This window comes from Pseudomonas mucoides (assembly GCF_015461845.1).
In the GTDB taxonomy this organism is placed as follows: domain Bacteria; phylum Pseudomonadota; class Gammaproteobacteria; order Pseudomonadales; family Pseudomonadaceae; genus Aquipseudomonas; species Aquipseudomonas mucoides.
On record NZ_JACOPW010000002.1, the window covers coordinates 196,130 to 214,804 of the forward strand.

Consider the following 18,675-nt stretch of genomic DNA (forward strand, 5'->3'; position numbering starts at 1 on the left):
TCCTGCGGCAGGAAGAATGTGCGCTGATTACAGCCCTCAATTGAAGATGAGACAAATCATCCATCGCACTTGGATCGATACTATTTTGCACTCGGGTTAGAGAAAGGCAGGATTTAACGCGCTGCACTCTGTAGCAGCTGCCGGACAAGGTGTCAGTGCTGATTTTGCTCAGTAAGGCGCTGCACTGCCAGCCGCCGGTAGTGCGATGGTGTCATGCCCTTGAGTTGCTGAAAGCGCCGGTTGAAGTTGGAAATATTGTTGAAACCCGACTCGAAGCACACGTCGGTCACCGGTTTGTCGCCATCGGCCAGCAACTCACAGGACTTGCTGATGCGCAGACGATTGACGAATTCGATGAAGCAGCGCCCGGTGGCTTGCTTGAAGACGCGACTGAAGTAAGTCGGCTTCATGCCCAAATGCTCGGCGACTTCTTCGAGCGACAGCTCCCGGGCGTAGTGGGCGAAGATGTAATCCACGGCTCGGTTGGTGCGATCGATATTATGCTCATCAGCCAATTGCGGCGTCGTTGCCCCTGACAGCAATTGAAAATCGTCGGAGGCCGCCAGCAGCTCCAGCAGAATGAAAAAGTGTCCGAGGCGGGTCACGCCTTGGGTGTCGGCGATCCGTTGCATCAGTGTCATGGCCTGGCGGATGGTGCGCTTGCATCGGAACTCGATGCCGTACTGCGCGCGCTCCAGCAGTGGCGCCAAGGTCTTGAGTTCGGCGAACACCTGATGGCCGCTTTCGAACAACTCGTCAGTGAAGTTGACCAGCATGTCGCGCTTGGGCACCACTTCGTCTTCCTCGACCTGGCTGATCCAGTTGTGCGGCAGGTTGGGGCCTGTAAGGAACAATGTCTCCGGATAGAAGTTGCCGATGTAGTCGCCGATGAACACTTTGCCGGAGCTGGCGACGATCAGGTGCAGTTCGTATTCCTTATGAAAATGCCAGCGCACCAAAGGGCAGGGGAACCCGTGCTGGCGGTAAATGATGGACAACCCGTTATGGTCATCCATCAGTTCATAGGAGGGGTCTGTCACGCGGGCTGTTCGGGTCATGTCAGGACGCTTTTCTTGTTATCGCTACCGGATCATGCCCCTTTTGGCACCTGCGATGCCAGCCTGCAATGACGATCACTTATGCCGGCTCATGCAATCGGTGCCCGTATACCGCCTTCATGCTGGTGGCACTCCAGCAATAGCGGACGATGTCCGCTTCATCAAAGAAGTCGGTGCTGATAATGCTGCACCGCGTGACCCAATCGCGAGAGCTGTGGAACCAATCGTTGATTTGATTTTTTAAGTGTTGCGGGCCACCCAGCAGCGAATAGCAGGTTGCTGGCAACGACCAGAGGAAGGTCTCGTAAGGGGCTCCCGCGAGGGTGGTCTCGATGTGTGATTTTAGATCGATGGCATCGGTGAATGCGTTGCCGTTCCACTTATGAGGAATCTGCGGCCAGAAATATTCATTGTCCAGTCCGGGTTTCGCGCGCGCCGCCAAGACGATGCGGCGCCGCGAACTGGCACGTTTGAGTTGTTCCACGGTGCTGAATGCATCCGAATAGGGAATCAAGCGCGAACCCAGGCGGCGCATCAGCAAGTCATTGAATTGCCGGTAGTCGAAAATCTTTGGCCCATCTTCCAACTGATGGAAATCGAGGACGATGAATTCGTCCGGGTTTTGAGTCAGGAATGTCGCTACCGCTTCGATCAGCTCATCAAGAATGCGGTGGGACTGAAAGCCGTTGTGATGAAAATAATAGACCGGCACTTCCGGGCCGGCGGTACAGCCGAGCCGGATATCGAATGCCCGTGCGCCGTTGGCCAGTTGCCAGGCAAATGAATCGTTCTGGCACGTCGTCCAATTGCCGACCACGACCTCGTAGTTGGGGGCCTTTTTGTCCATCCCGGCGTTGTGCGTGCCGGGCCAGACAATATCGGTCAACTTCAAATGGCCGATGTCCAGTACGTTGCTCATCCATTTTTGTGTGTCGAGTGCGGTTGCAGTGTTATAGGTCATGACGTTTCCTTGTCGGTGATTTGCCCCATCCGTGGGGGAGACTCATGACCCAGCGTAGAAGTGCCTGCCAGCATTGCCAGTCACAGAAACACTTGCACAAAAATAGCGATTTAGTGGCGCGGCAACTAAGCATTGCGCCAGCCGGCTTTTTTCAGGTTGACGGTTTTGCAATAAGAAACCAGTTGGGATTCTTCAATGAAGTCGACATTGATAATGTTGCACTTCTCGGCCCAATTACTGGTCTTTGGATCAAACCAGGAATCAAGTTTTTCGTGTATATCTACCGGGCCGCCGAGCGCGCTGTAGCTGGTGGCGGAAAGCGACCAGGGTGCCCACGTTCCTGGCGGGTTTTTCAACACGTCAGCAATGTGTTTCTCCAACTCCTTGGCGTTGGTGATGCCACTGCCGGACCATTGGTGTTCGATTTGCCGGATAAACAAATTTTCATCAAGTGCGGGATGCCATGGGGCTGCGACCAACACCCTTTGTAGGGGGCTGATTTTTTTGAGTTGATGCAGACTCAGGGATTGGTTTTTTCTGGGGATCAGGCAATGGCCGAGAAATAGCTTGATCATATTATTGAAGTAAGCGTAATCAAACGGGTCCCCCTTCAAATCATGGAAGTCCAGAATGATGAACTCATCGGGGTTCTCCCGAAGAAAGTGTTGCACATCGGTGACAAGGTTCCCCAAGGTACGGTTATTGCGGTAGCCATTGTGGTGAATGCGAAATTTCCCTGGATCGGGTGCACCCGCGTCGTACATCAGACGAATGTCGAGTGCTCGCGCCCCATGGTTCAGTTGCGCGGAAAAGGATTGATGCTGGCAGGCCAGCCAGTGAGCACCCGGAATAAATGGCCAGGACGCTTTCCAGTCGCTGCCAGCGTTGTGAGTGCCCGGCAGTGTTAATTCAGTGAGCGACAATGTATCAATTGCCGGATGGGCGGACATCCAGTTGTTGAGCGCGTCATTATTTTGAACAGCGTAATTCATGGGGTGCATCCCTGCATTGAAAGATTAAATAAAAAGACTGTGCCGAACGTGACTGAAAGTTTGCACGTTCGGCTTGGTATTAAGAAGGGGGATGCCGGGCGGGGTCAATAATACGGCTGATGCAAAATGTTTATTGTTAAAGTGTTATAGCGGAGTTCTGTTTTTTGCTTCAATCCATTGGGCCATATACTGCGTACTTTTATGGTGGTGGTGACGCAACATGCTGCCTGTAAAGTTATCACTTCTAAGTTGCGACAGATGTTGCTGGCAGTACAACAATTTATCGATCAATGCTGGACCATGTACAGACGGTTGATAGCGATCGGCCAACAACGTCCGCCCCAGGGATTGGGCTTCTATCCAAAGTGTCTCATCCTTGTACAGTCGAACCGCGCTATCGGCGAACGCCTGAGCTGTCTGGGTCACTGCGCCGGGCCAGAGATGTTCGCCCTGCATCGCTTCGGCGCCGATGGGCGTTGTGACCGTAGGCGTGCCACACAACATCGCGTCGACGATCTTGCCTTTGATACCTGCACCGAAACGCAGCGGTGCCAGACACACCCGTGCCGCCGACATGACTTGCAAGGCATCTTCAGCCCAGTTCATTACATGAAAGCCCTGCGCCGGGTTGTGCAGGGCCGTGGCCTTGGGCGGTGTGTAAGCGCCGTAGATATGCAACTGCGCCTTGGGCAATTGTTCGCGGATCAATGGCCAGATGGCCGTTTTCATCCAGAGCACCGCATCCCAGTTCGGCGCATGGCGAAAGTTACCGATACTCAAAAAATGTGCCCGGTCTGCAAACGGCAACGGTGGCGCACTGGGCGGATCGACCATCAGGGGGCACCAGTGCAACAGGTTGCGCGGCAACTTGAATTGCTCGACCAGCAACTCGATTTCCACCTCGGAAATCATCAGGTTCACGTCGCAACGATACAGCGCGGCAATTTCGCGTTTGGCCAGGTCCGTATCCGCCATCAACTCGAACTCTTCGCGCAATGCCGGGGCAAACAACTCGCTGAAGTCGTTGGCGTCATCACGGTCTTTCAATCGGTCTTTGAGTCGTTGATGCCGGGCATGACGCAGACTTTGCAAATCCGACGTCTCAAGCACACGCAACGCGTCGGGGCAGTGCTTTTCAACGCGCCAGCCAAACTGTTCTTCCATCATGAACTGATCGAACAGCACGATATCCGGCGCCAGCTCGGTGATGAACGCGTCAAAGCTGCTGTTGTTCAACTCGATGGCGACTTCACGAATACCCAGCGCCGTCAGGTCCGCCCGGTGTTCACCGGTGCCGGCCGGGCTGCTGAAAGTGATGTCCCAGCCTTGCTGCAAGAACGTATCGAGGAGTTGCATGACATGCCCGCTGGCCGCTGAAGAGCGGGGCTCGGGCCAAACGTAACCAATAACCAGAACTTTGGTTGCGCGGGGCTGACTCATTAACGGGTATTCCTTGGTGCGGGTAATAGGGAGGGGCAGTACTGAGAAGCAGAACTGAGAAGTCAGGCGAGCATGGACTTGACCTTGTCCCGCAACTGATCAATCGAGAACGGTTTGCCGATCACCTGCATGCCGTCAGGCACCTCAATGCTTTCGGCATAGCCGCTGGCAAACAGGATGGGTAACTCAGGGCGCAGCATTCGCGCCTGGGTGGCCAATTCTCGGCCGTCCATCACGGGCAGGCCGACGTCGGTCATCATCAGGTTGATGACCTTTTTATTATCCTCGAGAAACTTCAGCGCCTGTTCGCTGCCATCCGCTTCAAGGACGTTGAACTCCAGCTCCTCCAGCACGTCAACGATCAGCATGCGCACAATGGCATCGTCTTCGACTACTAAAATGATGGAGGCGTCGGTGGACATAATGGTTACTCGCAAAGATTGAATTCAGGGGGGCCGGTCGATTGAAATCACCGGGCTCTTGCATGAGTAAGTGGCGGATCCCGACAAGTTCCCAGCGTTGTGCAAAAAAGAACAGCTGTACAAGATGGCAAGGATAACCGCTCCCTTCGCGCTCGCGCAGCTAAATGCGGGATTTACCCTGATACAAGGCAGAAAATTGGATCAACGTGCTTCTTTTGGGGCAAACTCCGTGCTTTTGAACAGTTCGACAAGGCCTCCCCATGACCACTGCGTCTTCGGTTGATGAGCAACGATTCCGCAAACTCCTGAGCCGCAACGTCAGCCTGCCATTGGGCGTCGGTGTCATCAGCGCGGTATTTTTTGTTTCGCTGATCACTTATCTGTTGTCGGTAATCCAATGGGTCGAGCACACCGACCGGGTGATTAATAACGCCAATGAAGCGGCCAAGTTGACCATCGACCTGGAAACCGGCATGCGCGGTTACCTGCTGACCGGTGACGAGCACTTTCTTGACCCCTACGAAACGGCCAAGCCGAGAATAGCGGTGGCCCTTGATACCTTGCTTGAACTGACCGCCGACAACCCGGCGCAAACCGATCGCTTGCGTCGTCTGCAAGCGTTGCAGAGCGAGTGGGCGAGCTACGCGCAATCGATGATCGATTTGCAGCGTAACAGCGGCGATTATCGCGGTGCGGTCAAGGCCGGGCGCGGTAAGCGCCTGACCGATGAAATCCGCAAGCAGTTCGAAGACGTGGTCGACATGGAGCAGCAGCTGCGCGCCACGCGCAGCGACGAAGTGCGCCGTACCACGCTCTGGAGCATCGGCCTGTACCTGCTGTTCGTCGCCGGTGTCAGCGCCATGCTCGCCTTCATTGGTCGACGCGACCTGCTCAATCTCTCGCAAATCTACAGTGCCAACCTCGCGGCGCAGCAATCCAGCGCCTTGCGCCTGGAGCAACAAGCCTGGCTGCGTAACGGCCAGACCGAGCTGGCCGAACAAGTATTGGGGCAACTGAGCCTCAATCTGTTGGGTCGCAACATTCTGCAGTTTTGCGCGCAGTACCTGGGCACCGCCGTCGCCGCCATTTATGTTCGCGAAGACCACGGTGGCCTTAAGCGTATTGCTTCCTACGGTTTCTCTCGCGAGCAGGAAGAGCGAAATCAGCAGATCTACAGCGATGAAGGCATCGTCGGCCAGGTCGCGAACCAGGCCCGCCTGATTCGTCTGGATGATGTGCCGAGCAATTACTTCAAGGTCAGTTCCGGCCTGGGCGAAGGCCTGCCGCACAGCGTGCTCGTAGTGCCGACCAGTGACGACGACCGGGTCAACGGTGTGATCGAGCTGGGCTTCCTGCGTCCGTTGTCTGATCGTGACATCGAGTTGCTGGAGTTGATTGCCGGCAACATCGGCACCTCCATCGAAGCTGCACGCTATCGCCAGCGTTTGCAGGAGGTGTTGGCCGAAACCCAGCAGCTCAACGAAGCGCTGCAAGTGCAGCAAGAAGAGCTCAAGACCGCCAACGAAGAACTCGAAGAACAGTCGCGGATTCTCAAGGAGTCCCAGGCGCACCTGGAAACCCAGCAGGTGGAACTCGAGCAGACCAACGAGCAGCTCGCCGAGCAGGCGCAGATCCTCGCAGACCAGCGCGATGCCATGGATCAGAAGAACACCGAGCTCAACCTGGCCCAGGTGCAGCTTGAGGACCGCGCCCTGGAGCTGCAGCGCTCCAGCAAGTACAAGTCCGAGTTCCTCGCCAACATGTCCCACGAACTGCGCACGCCGCTGAACAGTTCGTTGATCCTGGCCAAATTGCTCGCCGAAAACCCTCAGGAAAATCTCAGCGCTGAACAGGTGAAATTCGCCGAGTCGATTTATTCCGCCGGTAATGACTTGCTCAACCTGATCAACGACATTCTCGATATTTCCAAAGTCGAGGCCGGCAAGCTGGAGATGCGTCCGGAAAACGTCAGCGTCGAGCGTCTGGTTGACGGCTTGCGCGGGATGTTCGAGCCGATGGCGGCTGACAAGCACCTCGCGTTTCACGTTGAACTGCAACCCGGTGCGCCGAAGATGCTTTTCACCGACCGCCAGCGTCTGGAACAGGTGATCAAAAACCTGCTGTCGAACGCGGTGAAATTCACCGAGAAGGGTTCGGTCAGCGTTACCGTGGCCTCGCAACCGAATGAGGGCGTGGCCTTCATCATCCGCGACTCGGGCATCGGTATCGCCGAAGACCAGCAGGACAGCATTTTCGAAGCGTTCCGTCAGGCGGATGGCACCACTAATCGCCGCTATGGCGGCACCGGCCTGGGCTTGTCGATTTCCCGGGACCTGGCGGCGTTGCTTGGTGGTTCGATCAGCGTCAGCAGTGAGCCGGGGCAGGGCAGTGTGTTCACGCTGGTGTTGCCTCAGCAATACGTCGAGCCGGGCGACGAGCCTGTCGAGCCGATGCAGGCTTCACCCGTCGCAATCACCCCCCGCGCGGCACCGGCGGAGTTGGCTCCACTGGTTGCCCCGGTTGATATTCCTCGTTTCAACGACGACCGCGGCCAGGCGCCGTTCAAGACACGGTGCATTCTGATCGTGGAGGATGAGCCGAACTTTGCGAACATTCTTTTCGACCTCGCGCACGAACTGGGCTATCAGTGCCTGGTTGCTCACGGGGCCGACGAAGGGTATGACCTGGCCAAGGAGTTCATTCCCGACGCCATTCTGCTGGACATGCGCCTGCCCGATCATTCCGGGCTGACCGTGTTGCAGCGCCTGAAAGAACACGCCGAAACCCGGCACATTCCGGTTCACGTGATATCCGTTGAAGACCGGGTCGAGGCCGCCATGCACATGGGCGCCATCGGTTACGCGGTCAAGCCGACGACTCGCGAAGAACTCAAGGATGTGTTCGCCCGCCTCGAAGCCAAGCTGACCCAGAAGGTCAAGCGCGTGTTGCTGGTGGAAGACGATGATCTGCAGCGCGACAGCATTGCCCGGCTGATCGGTGACGAGGACATCGAAATCACGGCGGTAGGCCTGGCTCAGGACGCGCTGGACCTGCTGCGCACGACGATTTTCGATTGCATGATCATCGACTTGAAATTGCCGGACATGCTCGGTAACGACTTGCTCAAGCGCATGTCCACGGAAGACATCTGCTCGTTCCCGCCGGTGATTGTCTACACCGGGCGCAACCTGACCCGCGATGAAGAGACCGAACTGCGCAAGTATTCGCGCTCGATCATCATCAAAGGCGCCCGCTCGCCTGAGCGTTTGCTGGACGAGGTCACACTCTTTCTGCACAAAGTCGAATCGAAGTTGTCCCATGAACGGCAGAGGATGCTCAAGACCGCGCGCAGCCGCGACAAGGTCTTCGAGGGTCGCAAGGTGCTGCTGGTGGACGACGATGTACGCAACATCTTCGCCCTCACCAGTGCGCTGGAGCAAAAGGGCGCAGTCGTGGTCATTGGCCGAAACGGTCGTGAAGCGATTGAAAGGTTGAATGAAGTCGAGGACATCGATCTGGTGTTGATGGACGTGATGATGCCGGAGATGGATGGCTTCGAAGCCACTATCGAGATCCGCAAGGACCCGCGCTGGCGCAAGCTGCCGATCATTGCGGTGACGGCCAAGGCCATGAAGGACGATCAGGAGCGCTGCCTGCAGGCCGGCTCCAATGATTACCTGGCCAAGCCTATCGACCTGGATCGTCTGTTCTCGCTGATTCGCGTGTGGTTACCGAAGATGGAACGCATTTAGTGGAAGGCATTTATTCAGTGGAGCGAAACAGCGACATCGAATTGCGCTTGTTGATCGAGGCGATTTACCTCAAGTACAGCTACGACTTTCGCGACTACTCCGGCGCTTCGATCAAGCGTCGGGTGAATCATGCGCTGGTTCAGTTCGAGTGCAACACCATCTCGGCCTTGCAGGAAAAGGTCCTGCACGACCCGACGGCGTTCATGCAGTTGCTGCAACTGCTGACGATCCCGGTCAGCGAGATGTTCCGCGACCCTTCGCACTTCCTCGCGATCCGCAAGGAAGTGGTGCCGCTGCTCAAGACCTATCCTTCGATCAAAATCTGGATTGCCGGGTGCAGTACCGGTGAAGAAGTCTATTCGATGGCGATTCTGCTGCGTGAAGAAGGCTTGCTGGAACGCGCCATCATTTATGCCACCGACATCAACCCACACTCGCTGGACAAGGCCCGGCAAGGGATTTTCTCCATGGAGAATGTCCGGGCCTACACTGCTAATTACCAGCAGGCCGGTGGCCAGTGCTCGTTCGCCGATTACTACACGGCGGCCTATGGCTACGCCATTTTCGACAAGAGCCTGTGCGAGAACGTGACCTTCGCCGACCACAGTCTGGCGACGGACAGTGTCTTTTCCGAGACTCAATTAATTTCGTGTCGTAACGTATTGATTTATTTTAATAAAAAACTTCAGGATCGTGCGTTCGGATTGTTTCATGAGTCGCTGTGTCATCGCGGGTTCCTGGTGTTGGGCAGTAAGGAAACCCCGGATTTTTCGGCCTTCGGCAACCAGTTCGAGCCGCTGGTCAAACAAGAACGGATCTACCGCAAATCATGAACAACGCTGCAGCTGTTCCTTCTATTGAAGCCATCGTGATCGGCGCTTCGGCCGGCGGCGTAGAGGCGTTGCTGACTATTCTCAGCCCGCTGCGCGAAGGCTTCGCACTGCCGATCATTGTTGTGTTGCACCTGCCTGAAGAGCGCCGCAGCCTGTTGGCTGAAGTATTTGCGCGCCGGGTTTCGATGCCTGTTCGGGAAGCGAGCGATAAAACCCGGATTGAAGCCGGGACGTTGTATTTCGCCACGCCCGGTTATCACCTGTCGGTGGAACATGACCGCAGTTTCTCGTTGAGCCTGGAAGAGCGCGTCCACCATTCGCGACCCGCCATCGATTACCTGTTCGAGTCCGCTGGCGACACCTACGGTTCAGCACTGGCCGCGGTGTTGTTGACCGGGGCCAACCGTGACGGTGCTCGTGGTTTGTCCCACGTCAAAAGTCGCGGTGGAATGACCATCGTGCAAGACCCGAATGAAGCCCAGGTCGCAACCATGCCCCAGGCGGCGCTGGATATTCATGAGCCGGACCATATTCTCCCTATCGGCGGCATCGGCCGTCTGCTTGTCGAGCTGGAACGAATAGCATGCTAAGTAACATCCAAGCCAAACTGCTGATCGTCGACGATCTGCCGGAGAACCTGCTGGCGCTCGAAGCGCTGATCAAGCGCGAAGACCGCATGGTCTACAAGGCCTTGTCCGCCGACGAAGCCTTGTCGCTGCTGTTGCAGCACGAATTCGCCATGGCGATTCTCGATGTACAGATGCCCGGCATGAACGGCTTCGAGCTGGCTGAATTGATGCGCGGCACGGAAAAAACCAAAAACATCCCGATTGTGTTCGTCAGCGCCGCCGGCCGGGAGTTGAACTACGCGTTCAAAGGCTACGAAAGCGGTGCAGTGGATTTCTTGCACAAGCCGTTGGACATTCACGCGGTCAAGAGCAAGGTCAATGTGTTCGTCGACCTGTACCGCCAAAGCAAAGCGATGAAACAGCAGGTTGAAGCGCTGGAGCAGAGCCGTCGTGAGCAGGAAGCGTTGCTCAAACAATTGCAGAGCACTCAACTGGAGCTGGAGCAAGCAGTGCGCATGCGCGATGACTTCATGTCGATTGTCGCCCACGAAGTGCGCACGCCACTCAACGGCCTTATTCTTGAAACCCAGTTGCGCAAGATGCACCTGGCCCGGGATAACGCCTCGGCGTTCACCCTGGACAAGATGCACGCCATGGTCGACCGTGACGAGCGGCAGATCAAAAGCCTGATCCGCCTGATCGAAGATATGCTGGATGTGTCGCGCATTCGCACCGGCAAGCTGTCGATCCGTCCCACAAAGTTCGACCTGGTGCAATTGGTCGGCAATCTGTTGGATAACTTCAAGCCGCAAGTCGAGGCCGCCGAGTGTTCCACGCGCTTTACTGCCGAGCAGCCAGTGGTCGGCCACTGGGATGAATTTCGCATCGAGCAAGTGATTTCAAATCTGCTCACCAACGCCTTGCGTTATGGTGGCAAAAGCCAGATTGATGTGCGGGTGTACGTACAGGACGGTCAGGCGCGGGTCGAGGTGCAGGATCAAGGGATCGGCATCAGTGAAGAAAACCAGAAGCGTATTTTTCAACAGTTCGAGCGTGTTTCCGCCAAGACCGTGGTCGCGGGGCTGGGTCTTGGACTGTTTATTTCCGAGCAGATTATCGCCGCCCATGGCGGTTCCATCGCCGTCGAGAGCAAAATCAACGAAGGCGCTCTATTTCGCGTTTGTCTGCCGCTTTAGGAAATGAGCCAGATAAACGCAACCTCTGAGCGACCCCACGGTCGTATCAGCAGCTATTGACCGAACAAAGGCTTCCCATGAGTGAAGATGCACAAGATGTAGTACTTGTCGTCGAGGATGACCCCTCGATTCTGATGGTACTGTCCGCGTACTTGTCGGGTGAAGGTTACCGGGTGCTGCAAGCCGAAAATGGCGAGCAGGCCTTTGAAATTCTGGCGAGCAAGCCACACCTGGACATGATGATCACCGACTTTCGTCTGCCCGGCGGGATTTCCGGCGTGCAGATCGCCGAGCCTGCAGTGAAACTGCGACCGGAACTCAAAGTGATTTTTATCAGCGGTTATCCGCAGGAAATCCGCGAGACAGACAGCCCGATCACCAAGACCGCGCCGATCCTGGCCAAGCCATTCGACCTGAATGAACTGCAAGAGCTCATGCAGCGAATGCTGTCCTGAGCTCTTTGCCATAGGCCCTCGGGGCGCATCAGATACGGATCATCTCCCGCACCTTGGCCGTCAGCAGGTCAAAGGTGAAGGGTTTGGTGATCATCTGCATGCCGGGGTCCAGAAACCCACCCCGCACGGCCGCGTGTTCGGCATAACCGGTGATGAACAGTACTTTCAGGTCAGGCCGATACTGCCGACCAATTTCCGCCAGTTGCCGGCCGTTCATGCCCGGCAGCCCGACATCGCTGATCAACAGATCAATCCGTTGCGCTGAATCTAGGATCGGCACCGCACTGTCGGCATCACCGGCCTCCACGAAGGCATAACCCAACTCACTCAACACGGCACTGACCAGCACGCGAACCGCCGGGTCGTCTTCGACAATCAACACGGTTTCACCGTCCTGAGCATAAGGCGCCTGCTGGATGTCCATCAGGTTTTCCTCGGCCTGGTCCCCGCCGCTGTAACGCGGCAAAAACACACTCACTGATGTGCCGTGACCCACTTCGCTGTGGATGGTGACGTGACCGTTCGACTGCTTGCTGAACCCGTAAATCATCGACAACCCCAACCCGGTGCCCTGACCAATTGGCTTGGTCGTGAAGAACGGGTCAAAGGCACGACTGATCGTGCTTTCGGGCATGCCACAGCCCGTGTCGGTCACGCGCAGCACCACGTAATCACCGGGCAACAGATTACCGTGGGCCGCAACGAATCCCGAATCGAGCTTTTGATTGGACGTATTGACCACTAGCGTGCCGCCTTCGGGCATGGCATCGCGGGCGTTGAGCACGAGGTTGAGCAGGGCGCTCTCGAGTTGATTGGGATCGGCCTCGGCCACCCATAAGTCATCGCTCAACTGCATGTCCAGATGAATACTTTCATTGATGCTGCGTTGCAGCAGTTCGCCCATGGACACCACGAGGGTGTTCATTTCCACGGGTTTGGAGTCCAGTGATTGACGGCGCGAGAATGCCAGCAGCCGATGAGTCAGGCCTGCGGCGCGGTTGGCAGAGGTCACGCCCAGGTCGATCAACCCGTCGAGGTCCTCGGTGCGTCCTCTGGCGAGGCGCCGACGCAACAACTCAAGGCTGCCGATGATGCCGGTCAGCATGTTATTGAAGTCATGGGCAATGCCGCCGGTAAGCTGGCCGACCGCTTCCATCTTCTGGGATTGTCTGAGGGCTTCTTCGTTGTGGCGCAACTGTGCAGTGCGTTCCTCGACTTGTTGTTCGAGGGTTTCGAGGGTGTTTTGCAGGCGCAGTTCACTTTGGCTCAGATCGATCAACCGGTCCCTGGCTTCATACTGTCGTCGACGACCGCGCAACGCGGTGGTGACGAGGCTGATCAAGGTCACCGGATGAAAAGGGCGCTCAAGAAAGGTGACGTTGCCTAATTGCGGGCCGAGTCGTGACGCAGGGTTCTGCTCCGGGCCACCGTGGTGCGTCAGTAATACAATCGGCAGATCGGACCAGGCCGGTTGCTGATCGATCAGCAACCGCAGAGGGTCAAGATCACACCCTATCAGGGCTTCCGAAGAAATCAGCAGCAGGCCGGCACCTTTGACCAACTCCCCGCACAGCGCCACCAGATCCCGGGTCACAATGCCTTCGAATCCCGCCTCGTTGAGCATCATCAGCGCAATCTGGCTGTCACGTCCCAGTGGCGCGAGAATGATTGCGCGCTCGGACATCGCCTCGACAATACTCACCGGACATCGTCCTGGAGCAGCGGTTGGCTGGCGCCCAGATAGGTCGGTACGCCGCGCAATACGCCCTGGAACGCATCCAAAGGTTCACCGATGGTCATGCCCCGGCTGCCGATGCGGTATTCGCGAATGGTCGATTCGTGGCTGCCGGTGCGTTTCTTGATGATCGAGATCGCCCGGCGAACCTTGCCCAGGGCTTCGAAGTAGCGCAACAGGATTACCGTGTCAGCCAGGTACGTGATGTCGACCGGCGCTTGCATGTCACCGACCAGCCCATGTTGGGCGACGGTCATGAACGTCGCAGCGCCTCGGCGATTGAGGTACAGCAGCAACTCGTGCATGTGCAGTACCAGCGCATTTTCCTCAGGCATCGCGGCCTGATAACCATTGATGCTGTCGATCACCACGGTTTTGATTTGACGTTCATCGACACAGCGGCGCACCCGGTGGGAGAACTCGCCGGGAGACAGTTCGGCGGCGTCGACTTGTTCGATCAGCAGGTTGCCGGTGTCTTGCAGGGCCTGCAGGTCGATGCCCATGTTTTTCATGCGCTCGAACAGTAACCCCAGCTCTTCATCGAAAATGAACAGCGCGGCTTTTTCGCCACGCGCCACGGCAGCAGCGGCGAAGATCATCGAGATCAGCGATTTGCCGGTACCGGCCGGCCCCAGAATCAGCGTGCTGGAACCGGTCTCGATACCGCCGCCGAGCAGGGCGTCCATTTCTTTGATGCCGCTGGTCAACTGTTGGCGGATGTAGCCACCTCGGTGTTCGGCCGCGACCAGGCGCGGGAATACGTGCACACCGTCGCCCATGATGGTGAAGTCGTGATAGCCGCCGCGATACTTCTGGCCGCGGTACTTCACCACGCGGATGCGGCGGCGTTCGGCGCCATAGTTGGGTGTGAGTTCTTCGAGTCGAATCACGCCATGCGCGACGCTGTGTACGGTTTTATCGAGGGATTCGGTGGTCAGGTCATCCAGCAACAACACGGTAGCGTCGTAACGCACAAAGTAGTGTTTGATCGCCAGAATCTGCCGCCGATAGCGCAGTGAACTCTGGGCCAACAGGCGGATTTCGGACAGGCTGTCGAGCACCACGCGCGTCGGTTTGACCCGCTCGACCACTTCGAAAATCTGCTTGGTGGCTTCACCCAGTTCAAGGTCCGAGGAGTACAGCAGACTCTGCTGGTGCTCGGCGTTGAGCAGGCTTTCCGGCGGGGTCAGTTCGAAGATGTGGATGTTCTCATCCAGCTCCCAGCCATGGGACAGGGCGCCTTGACGCAGCTCACGCTCGGTTTCTGACAAGGTGATGTACAACGAGCGTTCGCCGGCTCGGGCGCCGGCCAACAGGAAATGCAAAGCAACGGTGGTTTTGCCGGTACCGGGTTCGCCCTCCAGCAAAAATACATGTCCACGAGACAAGCCTCCGGCCAGGATGTCATCCAGACCTTCGATGCCGGTGGCGGCTTTTGCACTGAACAGCTCGGTTGATGTAGACAAGAAAAACCCTCTCATGACCAGGGGAAGCGAGGCAGCAGGCTTGAGGTGCCTGTTTGGACTGCCTTTTCTCTTGACCTTTGGCCGTGACGACGGTTCAACCTTTTTGCAGAACTGACCTGTGGCAGCTGCCGAAGGCTGCGTTCGAGTGCGTAGCACTCGTTATCGGATGCCGGGCGGGCGCTACGCACCCGGACGCAGCCTTCGGCAGCTGCTACAGAGGGGGCTGTTACAAGCCTTGCTGCAACGCGGGGTCATCCGGGTTGAGCTGCTCCAGCTGAGCCAACAGGATCTGCACGTTCTGCAACTGTCCGCTTTCTTTCCAGTAATTGATCAGCAGCACACGCGCCTTACGGTCGGCCGGGTGGCGCTGGACGATCTCTTGCAACTGCTTCTGCGCGGCTTCCAGCTCCTGCTCAAGGTGCAAGGTGGTCGCCAGGTCATAGCGATAATCCTTGTTGTCGGGCTCCAGCTCCACAGCTTTGGAAAGGCCGAGCACGGCAAACTCACTTTGCCCGTGATTCAGCAGCCAGAGCCCCAGGGCATGTTGCAGGTAGGCCGAGTCGGGCTGCGTTTTGAGCTGTTTCGCCAGCAATTGGCGTGCGGCATCGCTTTGGCCCTGGCGGTCGAGCACATCGATCTGCATTACCAGCGCCGGCAGATTGCCGGGGTCCAGCTGTAATGTGCGATCCAGCGCTTCTTGTGCCTCTTTCAATTCGGCGTTGTGCAGGTGCAGGCGCGCCAATTGATATTGGTTTTGCGCGCTGGGTGGCTGACTGTTAAGGGCCAGTTCCCAGGCATCGATGGCTTGCTCCAGTGGCGCGAAATATAACCCCAGGTCATCCGGTGACAGTCCCAACAGTGCATTGACGGCGGCAAATCGCACGCTTTCTACGCTGTCATCGAGCAATGGGCCGATCAACAAGCTGCGTTGGCCGGCAGACACCAGGCCGCTGATGCTCTTTATGGCGGCGATCCGTACGTTTTCATCCGGATGCTGCAGGTCCGCATCCGCCAGTTTCAAGGCCTGCGGGCTTGGGTAGTTGGGGAGTTCGGCGAGCAACCAGATACGCCGCTTGGGCGACAGATCAGGTCGCCCCAGTTGCTGATATAACACCCGTGCGGCACCCGGCTGACCGGAACGGGCCTGGGTCAACGCTTCGCTGTAACCGCGCTTGATCGCTTCGGGCACCTCAGGCGTTGTGCTGCGCAGGAACAACCAGGCCATAACAATGGCAAACAGCACACAGAGACTGATGAGCAAGTAGCGGCGGGACTGGGGCATGCAGGAATCCGGGAGCTGGCAAGCTTGTGCAAAGGCCGTCAGCTTCGGTCAGCTGGGGCTGTGAGTCAAACCCTGAGGGGGCTCAATGTCGAGGATTTTGCCTACAGCTTGCGTCGACATCGAAACCTGTCGAGGCCTTGAAGCAGTGACTACGCTTGCTGAAGGTGAATCGAAGGGTGCTCCCATGCAACCGCTGCTTCAATACTTCAAGGCAATCCTCAACCCCGGGCCCGGTGTGCTGCTTTTTGCCTTGAGAACCATCGCAGCCGGGCTACTAACCCTGTACCTAGCGTTCCTGTTCGACCTCGATCAGCCCAAATGGTCGATCATGGCGGTGGTCATCGTCAGCCAGCCATTGGGCGGCATGGCGCTGGCCCGCAGTCTCGGGCAGGTCATCGGCACCACCTTGGGCGCTGTCGCGGCAGTCGTGATCATGGCGATCTTCCCCCAGGCGCCGTTGCCTTTCATCATTACCCTGGCACTGTGGCTGGCACTGTGCACCGCTGGTGGCACCTTATTGCGCTACACCAGTTCCCAAGCCTTTGTGCTCAGTGGTTACACGGCGGTGGTGGTGGCGCTGTTGGCCGTGCCTGATCAGGACGGCACCTTCCTTTTGGCGGTGACGCGCTTGACCGAGACGCTGCTGGCGGTGGCGTGTGTCTGCGTCGTCAGCCTCCTGACCGCACGACCCGAGACCGTGGCCCGGAGCTACTTCGCCAAGATTGATCAGGTGATCAAGTTGTTGGCGACTCACGCCGCGGCGGTCATTCGAACCGAAGAAAGCGAAGCCGATTTTCATCGCAGGCAAATGCAGCTGTTAGGCGAAATCAGCGTTCTGGAAGGATTGCGCCGGCACCTTTATTACGATGCCCCACGATTACGCAGCGCCGATGAGCTGGTGCAACTGCTGGGAAACCAATTGGTTTTACTGACGTCCCGGCTGACGGCGCTGCGCCACCAGCGTGAGCTGCTGACCGAGCGCTGGGAGGGGGAGTTGCCCTTGGAAATACAGCATTTACGCGCCGAAGAATTGGCGTTTCTCGATGAGCTGGCCCAAAAGGGCCGCTCGCTATCGGCCGATGCGCGTCATCATTTTTCGGCATTGCAGCAGCGTTTCGACGATCAGGCGTACAAGGCAGAACAACTGACCGAAACAATGCCGGCCACATTGCGATCGCTGGCGTGGGCCCTGCGCTGGGAACAGGCTCGGTTGTTACAGCAACTGGAACAGATTCTGGAACTGAGTGACGCCATTCAGGAGGAACGCCAGGCCAGTTGCGTCTACCGGGGACAGGCGAATCCGCTGCATCTGGATTTCACCCTGGCGGGGATGAACGCCATTCGAGCCTTTATTGCATTGCTGGTGGCCGGACTGATCTGGATCGAGACCGGCTGGGACGGAGCGCGGGGCGGCATGGTGCTGGTCGGGATTCTTTGTTCGCTGATGGCAACCTTCCCCAGACCGCTGCTGGCGGCGCAGAGCTATGCAAGGGGGCTATTCCTGGCGTTGATTGTGTCGGCGCTTTATCAATTCATGCTGGTGCCCATGATCAGTAATTTCGAGCTAATGGCCTTGTTGTTGGCGCCATTGCTGTATGCGGTCGCGGTGGGTCTCTCCACGCCGGCAACCACCGGGACAGGCATCGGCTTTGGTCTGTCGACCTTTCTGTTGTTAGGTCCACAAAACGTCGGGATCGGCCAGAACAGTGCGATTCAGTGGTTCGAGTTTGCCGGAGCCTATGTCAGCGCAACGGTCCTGGCATTGAGTGTCTTCGCCTTGATCTTCCCGTTCAGGCCTGTTCTGCGGATTCGCCGGCTGTTCAAGGAAAACGCGGAGCAGGTCTACGCCTTGATGAAGACGCCGGCCACCGATGCACAACAATTTGCCTTCGAAAGCCGCATGGTCGATCGACTGACCATGATGCTGGGGTTGTTGCCGGCGACCAGCGATAAGCAGTCCGACGAGTTATTTCAGGTCAGCCTCGGGTGCATGGCCCTGGGCGTTGCGTTGAACCAGCTCAGGCAACAGGGGCAGGGCAATACCTTGTTGAGTTCGGAGCAACAGCAGCGGTTGTCGGCTGCGGTCCGCGATTGCGCAAGATGGGTGGCCGGGCGGTCCGGGACAGACCCCGATCGGCTGCTTGGGGAATTGCGCGTACTGGGCGACGAATTGGACGATTTGCACCTGATGGTCCACGAGCACTTGTGGTCGGTGTTCCGAATGCGCGTGGCGCTGCTGATCGTGGAGTCGTTCGTGCGGCGATATCGCGAATACTTTCAACCGGTAGTTGCAACAGGAGTGCCGGCCCTTGCCCATTGATTTTGAACTGGGTGGCGTGTACTTGCCGCCCATCGCCCAAGCGCTGTTATTGGCGCTGCCGATTTTTCTGGCGCTGGACTGGGTGTTACGCCGCCTCGGTGTGCTGCGTTTCGTCTGGCATGAAGCTTTATTCGAGGGCGCGTTGTATGCCTGCGTGTGCGCGACGTTGATTCTGGTAATGGGAGCCTGATGCC

Annotated in this window: 15 protein-coding genes; 7 read left to right on the plus strand and 8 right to left on the minus strand. The window is 57.4% G+C overall.

Annotated elements, in window-relative coordinates:
• Positions 1 to 152: 152 nt before the first annotated feature.
• The 5 genes from H8F22_RS09555 to H8F22_RS09575 all read right to left on the minus strand — a co-directional run bounded on the left by H8F22_RS09555 (position 153) and on the right by H8F22_RS09575 (position 4,873).
• The gene (locus tag H8F22_RS09555; protein WP_027923245.1) at positions 153 to 1,058 is read right to left on the minus strand and encodes an AraC family transcriptional regulator; all 906 of its coding nucleotides are present in this window, start codon (positions 1,056 to 1,058) and stop codon (positions 153 to 155) included.
• Positions 1,059 to 1,137: 79 nt separating this feature from the next.
• On the minus strand, positions 1,138 to 2,019 hold the full coding sequence (locus H8F22_RS09560; RefSeq protein WP_027923244.1) for a PI-PLC domain-containing protein: 882 nt from the start codon (positions 2,017 to 2,019) through the stop codon (positions 1,138 to 1,140).
• A 125-nt stretch (positions 2,020 to 2,144) separates the two neighbouring features.
• Complete coding sequence (locus tag H8F22_RS09565; RefSeq protein ID WP_027923243.1) at positions 2,145 to 3,011, minus strand: PI-PLC domain-containing protein; 867 nt, start codon at positions 3,009 to 3,011, stop codon at positions 2,145 to 2,147.
• 144 nt (positions 3,012 to 3,155) lie between these two features.
• Positions 3,156 to 4,451 (minus strand): glycosyltransferase, encoded by a 1,296-nt coding sequence (locus H8F22_RS09570; protein WP_027923242.1) that lies wholly within the window; start codon positions 4,449 to 4,451, stop codon positions 3,156 to 3,158.
• A 62-nt stretch (positions 4,452 to 4,513) separates the two neighbouring features.
• Positions 4,514 to 4,873 (minus strand): response regulator, encoded by a 360-nt coding sequence (locus H8F22_RS09575; protein ID WP_027923241.1) that lies wholly within the window; start codon positions 4,871 to 4,873, stop codon positions 4,514 to 4,516.
• Between the two features lie 260 nt (positions 4,874 to 5,133).
• Here H8F22_RS09575 and H8F22_RS09580 point away from each other — a divergent pair, with 260 nt between their 5' ends.
• The 5 genes from H8F22_RS09580 (at position 5,134) to H8F22_RS09600 (ending at position 11,678) form a co-directional block, all read left to right on the plus strand.
• Entirely contained in the window at positions 5,134 to 8,625 is a 3,492-nt protein-coding gene (locus H8F22_RS09580; RefSeq protein WP_194940017.1) for a response regulator, read from the plus strand.
• The gene (locus tag H8F22_RS09585) at positions 8,625 to 9,458 is read left to right on the plus strand and encodes a CheR family methyltransferase (RefSeq protein WP_027923239.1); all 834 of its coding nucleotides are present in this window, start codon (positions 8,625 to 8,627) and stop codon (positions 9,456 to 9,458) included. The genes H8F22_RS09580 and H8F22_RS09585 overlap by 1 nt, the downstream gene beginning before the upstream one ends.
• Positions 9,455 to 10,048 carry a chemotaxis protein CheB gene (locus tag H8F22_RS09590; protein WP_059182995.1) on the plus strand — a complete coding sequence of 198 codons (594 nt, stop codon included), beginning with the start codon at positions 9,455 to 9,457 and terminating at the stop codon, positions 10,046 to 10,048. Before H8F22_RS09585 ends, H8F22_RS09590 begins: the two co-directional genes overlap by 4 nt.
• A complete protein-coding gene (locus H8F22_RS09595) occupies positions 10,042 to 11,223 on the plus strand; it encodes a hybrid sensor histidine kinase/response regulator (RefSeq protein ID WP_059182994.1) in 1,182 nt (393 codons plus the stop codon). The genes H8F22_RS09590 and H8F22_RS09595 overlap by 7 nt, the downstream gene beginning before the upstream one ends.
• Positions 11,224 to 11,300: 77 nt before the next feature.
• Positions 11,301 to 11,678 carry a response regulator gene (locus H8F22_RS09600; protein ID WP_027923236.1) on the plus strand — a complete coding sequence of 126 codons (378 nt, stop codon included), beginning with the start codon at positions 11,301 to 11,303 and terminating at the stop codon, positions 11,676 to 11,678.
• A 28-nt stretch (positions 11,679 to 11,706) separates the two neighbouring features.
• Here H8F22_RS09600 and H8F22_RS09605 read toward each other — a convergent pair whose 3' ends face one another.
• The 3 genes from H8F22_RS09605 to H8F22_RS09615 all read right to left on the minus strand — a co-directional run bounded on the left by H8F22_RS09605 (position 11,707) and on the right by H8F22_RS09615 (position 16,161).
• Positions 11,707 to 13,362 (minus strand): ATP-binding protein, encoded by a 1,656-nt coding sequence (locus H8F22_RS09605; protein ID WP_228758775.1) that lies wholly within the window; start codon positions 13,360 to 13,362, stop codon positions 11,707 to 11,709.
• A gap of 14 nt (positions 13,363 to 13,376) precedes the next feature.
• Entirely contained in the window at positions 13,377 to 14,879 is a 1,503-nt protein-coding gene (locus H8F22_RS09610) for an ATPase domain-containing protein (RefSeq protein WP_027923234.1), read from the minus strand.
• A gap of 226 nt (positions 14,880 to 15,105) precedes the next feature.
• Positions 15,106 to 16,161: a HEAT repeat domain-containing protein gene (locus tag H8F22_RS09615; RefSeq protein WP_027923233.1), complete on the minus strand. Its 1,056-nt coding sequence runs from the start codon at positions 16,159 to 16,161 to the stop codon at positions 15,106 to 15,108.
• A 184-nt stretch (positions 16,162 to 16,345) separates the two neighbouring features.
• Between H8F22_RS09615 and H8F22_RS09620 the strand changes: the two genes are divergently transcribed.
• Both H8F22_RS09620 and H8F22_RS09625 read left to right on the plus strand, forming a co-directional pair.
• Positions 16,346 to 18,481: an FUSC family protein gene (locus tag H8F22_RS09620; RefSeq protein ID WP_027923232.1), complete on the plus strand. Its 2,136-nt coding sequence runs from the start codon at positions 16,346 to 16,348 to the stop codon at positions 18,479 to 18,481.
• Positions 18,471 to 18,671, plus strand: coding sequence for a DUF1656 domain-containing protein (locus H8F22_RS09625; protein WP_027923231.1), 201 nt, complete (start codon positions 18,471 to 18,473; stop codon positions 18,669 to 18,671). Before H8F22_RS09620 ends, H8F22_RS09625 begins: the two co-directional genes overlap by 11 nt.
• The last annotated feature ends 4 nt before the right edge of the window (positions 18,672 to 18,675 follow it).